Consider the following 10,549-nt stretch of genomic DNA (forward strand, 5'->3'; position numbering starts at 1 on the left):
ACATACTGTTGGAGGTACTAATCCCTCTCTTTTAGAAGCGATGTCATCTAATAGTTTGATTTGTGCCAATGACAATCCTTTTAATAAATATATATTAGGAAAAGATGCCATTTATTTTCAAAATGAAAATGATGTTGCTAATCATTTAACTAATGTTGAATATGATAAGGAAATCTACCAGACAATGTTGAAGGAAAACAGAAATAAAATTAATACGTTATATGATTGGGAATTGATTACGGATCAATATGCAAATCATTTTAAGTCAATTGAAGGAATAATAAACAGATAATTTCTATGTTAATTTATTTGAAATCAAATACTTTGTTTGAGGATACTACATCTTGACTCAAAATTAAACATTTTTAATATGAAAAAAATTTTAATTACCGGAGGAGCTGGTTTTATTGGTTCTCATGTGCTGCGTCGCTTTGTAAATAACTATCCAGACTATCAAATTTTTAATTTGGACGCACTAACCTATGCCGGAAATTTAGAGAATATTGCTGATATTGAGGCTGCGCCTAATTATACTTTTATAAAAGGGGATATTGTTGATGCACAATTTATAGACCAATTGTTTGCCGAGCATCAATTTGATGGGGTATTGCATTTGGCTGCCGAATCGCATGTAGACCGTTCGATTGTGGATCCCTTATCATTTGTAAAAACTAATGTGATAGGAACCGTAAATTTATTGAATGCTGCTAAGGCGATTTGGCAAGAGAACTATGGAGGCAAGCGTTTTTACCACATTAGTACTGATGAGGTTTACGGAAGTTTGGGGTCTGAGGGATTGTTTACTGAAACTACCGCATACGATCCTAATTCTCCTTATTCGGCTTCTAAAGCCAGTTCAGATCATTTTGTAAGAGCTTATGGAGAAACGTACGGATTTCCTTATGTGCTGACCAATTGCTCTAATAATTACGGACCGTTTCATTTTCCTGAAAAGTTGATTCCCTTATTTATTAATAATATTATTCATAACAAACCTTTGCCTGTGTATGGAGATGGTAAATATACCCGCGACTGGCTTTTTGTAGAAGACCACGCTGTCGCTATCGATTTAGTGTTTCATAAAGGGGTTAACCATGAAACCTACAATATTGGTGGTTTTAATGAATGGCAGAATATAGACTTAGTAAAATTATTATGCCAAATTATGGATGAGAAACTGGGTAGAAATAAAGGGGTTTCTGAACAATTGATTTCGTATGTAAAAGACCGTCCAGGACATGATTTGCGTTACGCTATTGACGCCAATAAAATAAATAAAGAATTAGGATGGTCGCCTTCGGTTACTTTTGAACAAGGATTGGAAAGAACCGTAAACTGGTATTTGGAAAACCAGAACTGGTTGAATAATATCACTTCGGGAGAATATGCAACTTATTATGAAAAACAATACGCAAATTAACTCGAATTTCACCAATGGATGCTAGCAATGAGGTTTTGTTAATGTTAGAAATTAAGGGTTTGTTAATTTTCTTTTAGCTCACTGTACTTTTTTTGTTAGTGGTGTTCGCTGCATCTTCGATTTTCTTGAAGCAAAAGAAACAAAAGATCAAGCCTAAAAATTCAAAACTTAAAAACAACCTTTAAGTTTACTTGTATAAACGGAAGTATTAAGTTGCTTGACCATCTAATTTGGTTGCATTAAGGATTTAAATTATAACTTTTTTTTAAATCAAAAATTATTTAATCTTAATGTCCTTAGCAATCAATAAAAAAGCATTCGATTTCTATTTATTATACCTTCTTTTATTTTTTGTGGTTACCAAATTCTAACTTCAGTTCTGAAAGATATGTACCCGCATGGCTTTTAAACTAGACTAATCGCTATTTTAACTTACAAGCAGCCATACCTTTTGTGGCTTTGAGTTTTTTGATGCAATCTTATTTTTTTATATACAAACCAATGTGGATCAAAACAACAGGTATCCCTTTTTGGATCATCAACATAGACAGCGCATTTTTTATAGTTTGCATTGCCAAAGCAGGGCAGTTTTTTACACCTAACAGGTATCCCGATTTAAGGGATTTCGCCTATGGATTTTTTTTATTTTATTTTGAAAAAATAATTATTAAATTTAACACTAATGATCATGCGTAACAGATACAAATACACTTTTATTTTTTACTGCGCCCTAATCGATTTTGTTGCGATAGTTAGTGCAGCTTGTTTGTTTTTAAGATTTTCACCGCAATTTAGTGGCAGTTTCAATTTTTTAGTTTTGACTAATTTTGTTTGTGCTTCACTTATTTGTTGGATTGTGCCTGCATTATTTTTTAGGTTGTACCCACTTGATGTAGATTTTAAACTTGAAAATTTTTATCGCAGTTCATGGCGAACCTTTTTAGTCCATGTCATTCTCTGGAACAGTTATGTTATTTTATTTCGAGCAGAATTACAATTTGAGATCAACACGCCATCTAATATTTTTTTAATAAGTTTTTTGCTTATCTACTTAACGGTATCACGTATAGCCATTACCCTAATCGTTAAAAATATTAGAAGCTTTATAAAAAAGCCTTTTAATATTGCTATTTGGGGGTTTAATAAAACCAGTATCGAACTCGCCTCGCAATTGGAAACAAATTTATACTTTTCAAATTTTATAGGTATTATCAATACACAAAACGAAAATTCATTTAAAAGTAAAAAGGAATTTGCCGAAGTTTTTTCCAAAGAAATCGTACGAGCTTCAGAAATGGATATTCATGAATTATACATAGTGGTGCAACCTAAATACATAGTTGATTTAAATTATTTTTTTGAATTGGCCGATAGCCATTGCTTGCGATTAAAATTTGTTCCCGACTTTTCAATGATGTCAAAACGCAAAGTTAGTTCTACTAATTATGAGGGTTTTCATATTTTAAAGCCGCGAAACGAGCCTCTTCAAAAAAGTTCAAACCGACTTGTAAAAAGGGTTTTTGATCTTGTTTTTAGTAGTTTAGTGATCGTTTTGCTGCTTTCGTGGCTGTATCCTATTTTGGCTTTTTTAATCAAAAAACAGAGTAAGGGTCCTGTATTGTTTAAACAAATGCGTACAGGCAAAAAAAACGTCCCTTTTTTGTGTTTTAAATTCAGAAGCATGAATATAAATGAACAGAGTGATAGTATGCAAGCCAAAAAAGATGATGATCGAGTCACTTCTATTGGTAAATTTATCCGAAGGACAAGTTTAGACGAACTCCCTCAATTTTTTAATGTCTTTTTGGGTGAAATGAGCATTGTTGGTCCGCGTCCTCACATGCTGAAGCACACGGAAGACTACAATGATCTGATTCGTAATTTTATGGTTCGTCATTTTGTAAAGCCAGGTATTACGGGTTTAGCACAGGTTTCGGGCTACAGAGGGGAAACAAAAACTGTTTTGGATATGAAGCGCCGGGTTAAAATGGATATTGATTATGTTTTAAATTGGAGTTTGCTTAAAGATATTAAAATTTGTTTTTTAACGATAATTGTTACCCTTAAAGGAGATCAAAACGCATTTTAAATTTAAAAAAACACAGAGTATGAGTACACTTGCTTATTATTTTTCGGGATTACTTTCAGGCATTTCGATTACTTCTTTTTTTATGGGAAAAGAAATGTATAAAATGTATGTAAAAAATAAAATACAAAATAAACAACTGAAACGAATGGGTGATTTAAAGAAAGAAATTGAAGAATCAGTTGAAACAGACAATCTATAAATTGAGCAGCACAGGAGTCTCTTATATTTACATAAATAAATAAGTATTTAAGTTTACTTTTTATATTATATTTGTAACCTGCTAAGCTCCTTTTTTAAAACAAACAAATAAACCTAAATGATTTTAAAATTTAAAACAACAGCACTTTTTTTTGTGCTATTTTCAGTGCTAGTATCGTGTACTTCGAGTTCAAAAATAATTTATCTGCAAAAAGCAGCAACATCAAATTCTAATGATGAACGTATAAGTTATGAACCCGTATTGCAGTCTGACGATTTGTTGAGCATCATAGTTACTGCTCAAAACCCGGAAAGTACAATTCCTTTTAATTTGCCACAAATACAAGGTAATTATCAAATAGAAAACAACCAAAACAGCATTACAACCTATCTTATTGATAACGAAGGGCAAATTGATTTTCCTGTTATTGGAAAAGTAACACTAGCAGGATTGCCTCGAAGAGAGGCCAATAAAAAATTAGAAACCTTAGTGTCTGATTATATAAAAAACCCGGTTATTAACTTGCGTATTTTAAATTTTAAAATTTCGGTTTTAGGCGAAGTTAACCGTCCAGGTTCTTTTGTAATTCAAAGTGAGCGCATTACACTATTTGAAGCATTGGCTAAAGCCAGTGATTTAACAATTTATGGTTTACGATCTAATATATTAATTGTTCGCGAAACAGACGGTGTAAAAAAATACCAGCATGTCGACATTACCCAATCAGACTTTGTGAATTCGCCTTATTACTATTTAAGTCAAAACGATGTGGTAATTGTAAATCCAAATAAAACTAAAATAAACGCGGCGGCTGTAGGGCCAAACACCACTGTTATTTTAAGCTCAGTGTCTCTATTAATTACCTTAGCAGTATTGCTTTTCAAAAAATAATTATTATGCAAGATCAATTTGATTTTAATGAAGAAGAACAAGGCGAAAGTATTTTAGAACTGCTAAGCCAATATATATATTACTGGAAATGGTTTGTTTTATGTGTTTTAATTGCTGTTTCGTCTGCTTTTATTCTCTTAAGATATTCTACACCTGTATACCAGGCCGCTTCAAAAATTATAGTTCGCGATGAAAAGAAAGGTAATATAACCTCTGAACTGAGTGCTTTTGCCGACATGGGACTCCTTTCGGGAATGGCTAATAATGTAGACAATGAAATAGAAATTTTAAACTCTATTACCTTAGTTGAAAAAGCCATTAAACGCTTAAATTTTACTACTACTTATTTTAGATTGGGTAATGTTAGAGATGTAGAGCTGTATAAAAACACACAACCTTTTGAATTTGTTATTGAAAATGCATCTGAAGTTTTTTATAACACAAGCCAATCTTTTACCATTGAAATTATTTCGCCAGATCGTTATGAATTAAGCAACCATAAAGGCCTAAATTTAGGCACTTTTAGTTTTGGATCTTCCATACTGCTTAACGAAGCAACTCTTAAAATACAAAAACTGCCAAGCTTTAGTGTTTTAACTTCTCTTGAAAGCTATAACGTGTTTTATACACCTCTTTTGCTTGTCGGCGAAGCCTATCAAAAAGCATTTTCTGTTGAAGCCTTAAGTAAAACGGCAAGTGTAGTAAACCTTAGTATTACGAGTACGGTACCTAAAAAAGCGGAAGATTTTTTGGATACCTTAGTAGCTATATACAACGAAGAGGCGATCAAGGATAAAAACGCAATTTCTGAAGTAACGCTTGCATTTATTAAAGAGCGTTTGGGTATCATATCAACAGAATTGGGTGATGTAGAAATAAAATCGCAAAACTTTAAAATTGAAAATAAGTTAACAGACATTTCTACCGATGCTAAAATTTATTTAGAAACGCATTCTGAATTTGAAATTAACTTAATTGAAACAGAAACTCAATTGCGCGTTTTGGATATTATGATTGACTTTATGAATAATAAAGGTAAAACCGAATTAGTGCCAGTTGATATAGTGCCAAAAATGGAATTTGCCGGTCAAATAAATCCCTTTATTATTCAGCATAACAATTTAGTGCTACAACGCAACAGAATTTTAAACGACGGAACTAAAAAAAACTTTGTACTTACCAATTTAGAGCAACAATTAGAAGAGCTTGATCGTAACATTAAACAAAGTTTGACCCAATATAAATCGGGTCTTATTGTTAAAAGGAATGATTTAGATAAACAAGAATCGGTTTTACTAGGAAAAATAAAAAGCATTCCGACTCAGGAACGCGAATTTCGAATTTTAGACAGGCAGCAAAAAATAAAGGAGGGCATCTATTTGTATCTTATTCAAAAAAGAGAAGAAACAGCCATTACTTTATCGGTACAAGAAACGAATGCTAAAATTATTGACTTTGCACGTGCTAATCAAGATCCAATTGCACCTAAAAAGAGAATTTGGTACTTGGCTGCTTTATTGATTGGTCTTGGGTTTCCTTTTTTGATTATTTATCTTGTTTTATTGTTTGACAATAAAATTGGGAGTGAAAAAGATGTCGAACTTAAGGCTAAAAACATTCCATTATTGGGGTCAATACCTAGTAATTTGGATGATGAAAGACTTAAAGCTTTAAAAACAGAAGCTTTTAGAACCCTGATGCAAAATGCCAATTTTATAGCTCCTGAAAAGGATAGTAAAGAGGGTCGAATTATTATGACAACTTCTTCCAAAAAAGGGGAAGGAAAAACATATATTGCTTATAATTTGGCTTTGGCATATGCTAATTTAAACAAAAAAACCATTATAATAGGTGTTGACTTTAGAAACCCACAGCTGCATAAACTTTTTGATGTAAAAAAAGAAGACCACAGCGGATTTTCTAATTACCTGCATGACGATAAATTACAATGGCAAGATTTAATATTTAAATTTCACGTTGAAGATAAGTCAGGTGATGTTTTATTGTCTGGAGATATACCTCCAAACCCACAGCTTTTATTATCAAGCAAACGATTTGAGAATTTAATGACCGAGTTAAAAATGAAATATGATATTATAATTTTAGATACAGCTCCCATACTATTAGTTTCAGATACACTAATTTTTTCAAAATTTGCCGACATTACTTTATATGTTTTGCGTTGTGCTCATACAGAGAAAGACTTAGTTAACCATGCTGTTAAGTTAGTAGAAGACAAAAAGTTACATAATATAGGATTTGTTGTTAATGACTTAAGTTTTAGTAAAAATAAAGGTTACGGTTACGGTTATAGCTATAGCTACGGTTATGTTTACGGTTTAGAGGGTGAAGAACAAATACCTTGGTATAAAACAACATTTTTAAGTAAATTTTTTAACAATAGATCTAATACAAACGACAATTAAACTGAATTTTTTTATAAGAATCTACAAATTATACTTGTTTGCATACTATGGTGTTGTTCTGTTTTTATACGTGTTGGTTCAATACGTATAAAAGCAGAACAACATTTTTTTTTAAGTATATATAATTGTTTACTTATACCAACTTGAAAAATTCATCCTGTATATATCACAAAAAAACCTGTAATTTTATTACAGGTTTTTTTGTGGAGTCGGAGAGAATCGAACTCTCGTCCAAACAAGCAATCAAAAGGCTTTCTACGCGTTTAGTTTTTGATTAGATTTTCGACAAAAGGTTAGGTCAAAAACAACCACCTAAAGCTTAACTCTACTGTTTCGAAACGGATTTAAAGTATTACCGACTCTAGGTTTACTTTTACGGTTCTCCTAAACTAAACGCCATAAACCAAGGCTTTTAAGGAGAATCCAGCTTTCCTACCTAGTAGGAACTTGGCACTATCTTACTATAATTCAGATTATGCAGCCAAAGCGTAATTATTATCGCCGTGTAAAGGTTTAGGACCATTTATTAACGAGAATTGTCCCAGTTCTCGACGTGCTTACCAGTTAATTCCACTCGCTGTCAAAACCAGTCGACCCCATTTTTTAGCAATATTTAGAAGTTTGTTATTACTATTGAATTAGAATATTTAAACAACTATTTACTAAATATAGGTCAAAATTACCATTTATTTATCAATTAAAAAATATTTTGTGAATCGTTTATCTAAAAGGTATATTTGCATATTATAATTCAATAATAATTAAATATTTTGCCAATGAAATTTGGAATCATCAAAGAACGCAAAAATCCACCCGATAGGAGAGTGGTTTTTTCTCCACTACGATTAGAAGCTTTTAAAAATCAATTTCCTCAGGCAGAAATTTGTATCGAATCGTCTAATGTTCGTGTTTTTGCTGACGAAAAATATGCAGAAAAAGGCTTTGAAATAGTTTCTGATTTAAGTGATTGTGATGTGTTAATTGGTGTAAAAGAAGTACCTATAGAAAACCTAATTTCCAATAAAAAATACTTTTTCTTTTCACATACCATAAAAAAACAACCCTACAACAGAGCATTGTTGCTGGCAATTTTAGAAAAAAACATTGAATTATATGACCATGAAACAATTGTAAACGACAAAAAAAATCGTTTAATAGGCTTTGGTCGTTATGCAGGTATTGTGGGTGCTTATAACGGAATACGTGCTTTTGGTTTAAAATATGATTTATTTGCTTTAGCTAAAGCTGAAACCTTAGCCGATCAAAATGCATTAATTGAGCGTTTAAAAAGAAATCAGTTGCCCAACATTAAAATTGTTTTAACTGGAAGTGGAAAAGTAGCTCATGGTGCTAAAGAAATGTTAGACGCCATGAAGATGAAAGAAGTTTCTGTAGAGAATTATTTGACAAAAACATACGACGTTCCGGTTTATACATTTATAGATGTGTTGGATTATAATAAAAGAATAGACGGTCAAGTATTAAATAAAGAAGACTTTTTTAATAATCCACGCGAATATGAATCAAATTTTGAACGTTTTGCCAACAGTTCAGATATATTTATTGCGGGACATTTTTATGGTAATGCTGCCCCAATAATTTTGTCAAAAGAAATGCTAAAATCTTCTAAATGTAAATTGAAGATTGTTGCAGATATTTCGTGTGATATTAATGGTCCAGTGGCCAGTACAATACGTGCCAGTACAATAGCAGATCCTTTATATGGATATTTAGCTAAAGAAGATAAAGAAGTTTCCTACACTCATCCTTCTGCTGTTGTTGTAATGGCTGTCGATAATTTACCTTGTGAATTGCCTAAAGATGCCAGTGAAGGTTTTGGAGAGGTATTTTTAAAACAAGTAATTCCTGCTTTTTTTAATGATGATAACGAGGGTATTTTGGCTAGGGCCAAAGTTACTGAAAACGGAAAATTAACAACTAATTTTTCCTATTTACAAGACTATGTAGATGGTAAAGAATAATTTTTTTTTTAAAAGAAACATACTAGGAATAGCATTTAGTAGTCTTAAAAATTTACTTTAAGATATTATCAAGTTTTTTTATAATATAGTTTTTATAGCGATGCTGCTTTTTGTACGAGTTAGAAGCAAAGTTATGTAAAATAAAAAATTAACTTATAAATATGCTTATTTGAAATAATTTTCACGTTTCCAATATCGATTTAATATTATATTATACAGCAATATTTTTTTTATTAGTACTTTAATTTTATATATTAAGCATTTTTTAAAACTTTATATTTTTGTAATATCTTTGTGATAATTTATAAACATATTTGTAAAACAGAAATTAAGTACTTAAGTAGGTACTGATTGTTTAACATAATATTAAATAAAAATATAATGAAAAAAGTAAACTTTATTACAGTTTTAGCCCTTTTTGGGTTTGTGTTTTTTGTGAGTTGTAGCAATGATGATGACACCCCAGCAAGTCAAAATTTGACTTTAAACATTGATGGACTTGATGATTTAGGACCCAATTTTAAATATGAAGGGTGGATAATGGTAAATAATGTTCCAGTGTCTACAGGTGTTTTTACAGTTGGGTCTAATGGTATTCTGTCCCAAACATTGTTTCCTATTGCTCAAGCTGATTTAGTTGCTGCAACTAAATTTATTTTAACAATTGAACCTTTTCCAGACGCTAATTCAAGCCCTTCAAGTACTCATATTTTAGCGGGTACTTTTTCGGGTAGTTCGGCAAGTTTAACAATAGGAGCGCCCGAGGCTTTAGGTAATAGTTTCACTACTGCTTCAGGTTCATATGTATTAGCAACGCCATCAGACGGAAGTAATAATAATGAAAATAGTGGAGTTTGGTTTTTAGGATCATTACCTCCTGCCGTAGGATTAAGTTTGCCAACTCTACCTGATGGATGGCAATATGAAGGTTGGGCTGTAATTGACGGTACACCCGTTACTACCGGAACATTTACAAATGTTTCAGGTGCAGATGCATTTAGCGGTTTTAGTGGGCCAAGTGCAACTCCTCCATTTCCTGGTGAAGATTTTATTGTAAACGCACCTGATGGTTTAACTTTTCCTATAGATTTAGCAGGCGGAAAAGCAGTTATTAGTATTGAGCCTTATCCAGACAATAGTCCTTCTCCATTTTTATTAAAGCCTTTAGTTGGAAATATTTCTTCAACAGCAGTGGATCATATTGTTTACCCAATGGATAATAATGCAACAGGTTCATCACCAACAGGTTCTGCAGCTAGATAATTATTCAATTTAATAGTTTAATGAAATGACCTAAATAATAAAATATTAAATAGTTTTATGCTATAATTATTTAGGTCATTTTTTTATCACAACTTAACTTATTTATTAGTAATGCATTATCAAATAGAATAGTTTTTAAATTTAAAAAATAGTTAAATTATTATGAATTTTATTTCAACAAAAAAATGAAAAATATACTATTGGTTGAAGATGATGTTTCTATTGTTGAACTTGCAGAGATTCATTTAAAAGATATTAACTGTATAGTTACTAAAACTC

7 protein-coding genes, 1 other RNA gene and 1 pseudogene are annotated in these 10,549 nt (G+C 31.5%); 8 read left to right on the plus strand and 1 reads right to left on the minus strand.

The window, feature by feature from the left end; translation table 11 throughout:
- From AABM47_RS02415 to AABM47_RS02440, 6 genes and pseudogenes are all read left to right on the plus strand, one after another.
- A pseudogene (locus AABM47_RS02415) lies at nt 1-292 on the plus strand (glycosyltransferase family 1 protein); the annotation flags it as partial.
- A gap of 78 nt (nt 293-370) precedes the next feature.
- On the plus strand, nt 371-1,420 hold the full coding sequence (rfbB, locus tag AABM47_RS02420) for a dTDP-glucose 4,6-dehydratase (RefSeq protein ID WP_338409332.1): 1,050 nt from the start codon (nt 371-373) through the stop codon (nt 1,418-1,420).
- 688 nt (nt 1,421-2,108) lie between these two features.
- Nucleotides 2,109-3,509 (plus strand): exopolysaccharide biosynthesis polyprenyl glycosylphosphotransferase, encoded by a 1,401-nt coding sequence (locus tag AABM47_RS02425; RefSeq protein WP_338409333.1) that lies wholly within the window; start codon nt 2,109-2,111, stop codon nt 3,507-3,509.
- A 19-nt stretch (nt 3,510-3,528) separates the two neighbouring features.
- Nucleotides 3,529-3,708 carry a hypothetical protein gene (locus AABM47_RS02430; protein ID WP_338409334.1) on the plus strand — a complete coding sequence of 60 codons (180 nt, stop codon included), beginning with the start codon at nt 3,529-3,531 and terminating at the stop codon, nt 3,706-3,708.
- Nucleotides 3,709-3,825: 117 nt separating this feature from the next.
- On the plus strand, nt 3,826-4,599 hold the full coding sequence (locus AABM47_RS02435; RefSeq protein WP_338409335.1) for a polysaccharide biosynthesis/export family protein: 774 nt from the start codon (nt 3,826-3,828) through the stop codon (nt 4,597-4,599).
- Nucleotides 4,600-4,604: 5 nt separating this feature from the next.
- Nucleotides 4,605-7,025 carry a polysaccharide biosynthesis tyrosine autokinase gene (locus AABM47_RS02440; RefSeq protein ID WP_338409336.1) on the plus strand — a complete coding sequence of 807 codons (2,421 nt, stop codon included), beginning with the start codon at nt 4,605-4,607 and terminating at the stop codon, nt 7,023-7,025.
- Between the two features lie 201 nt (nt 7,026-7,226).
- Here AABM47_RS02440 and ssrA read toward each other — a convergent pair.
- Nucleotides 7,227-7,623, minus strand: a transfer-messenger RNA (tmRNA) gene (gene ssrA / locus AABM47_RS02445).
- Between the two features lie 178 nt (nt 7,624-7,801).
- On the opposite strand from ssrA, the gene AABM47_RS02450 reads away from it, so the two are divergent.
- Nucleotides 7,802-9,007, plus strand: a complete 1,206-nt coding sequence (locus tag AABM47_RS02450) for an NAD(P)-dependent oxidoreductase (protein ID WP_338409337.1) — start codon at nt 7,802-7,804, stop codon at nt 9,005-9,007.
- Nucleotides 9,008-9,388: 381 nt separating this feature from the next.
- The gene (locus AABM47_RS02455; protein WP_338409338.1) at nt 9,389-10,270 is read left to right on the plus strand and encodes a hypothetical protein; all 882 of its coding nucleotides are present in this window, start codon (nt 9,389-9,391) and stop codon (nt 10,268-10,270) included.
- The last annotated feature ends 279 nt before the right edge of the window (nt 10,271-10,549 follow it).

This window comes from uncultured Flavobacterium sp. (assembly GCF_963925415.1).
In the GTDB taxonomy this organism is placed as follows: Bacteria; Bacteroidota; Bacteroidia; order Flavobacteriales; family Flavobacteriaceae; genus Flavobacterium.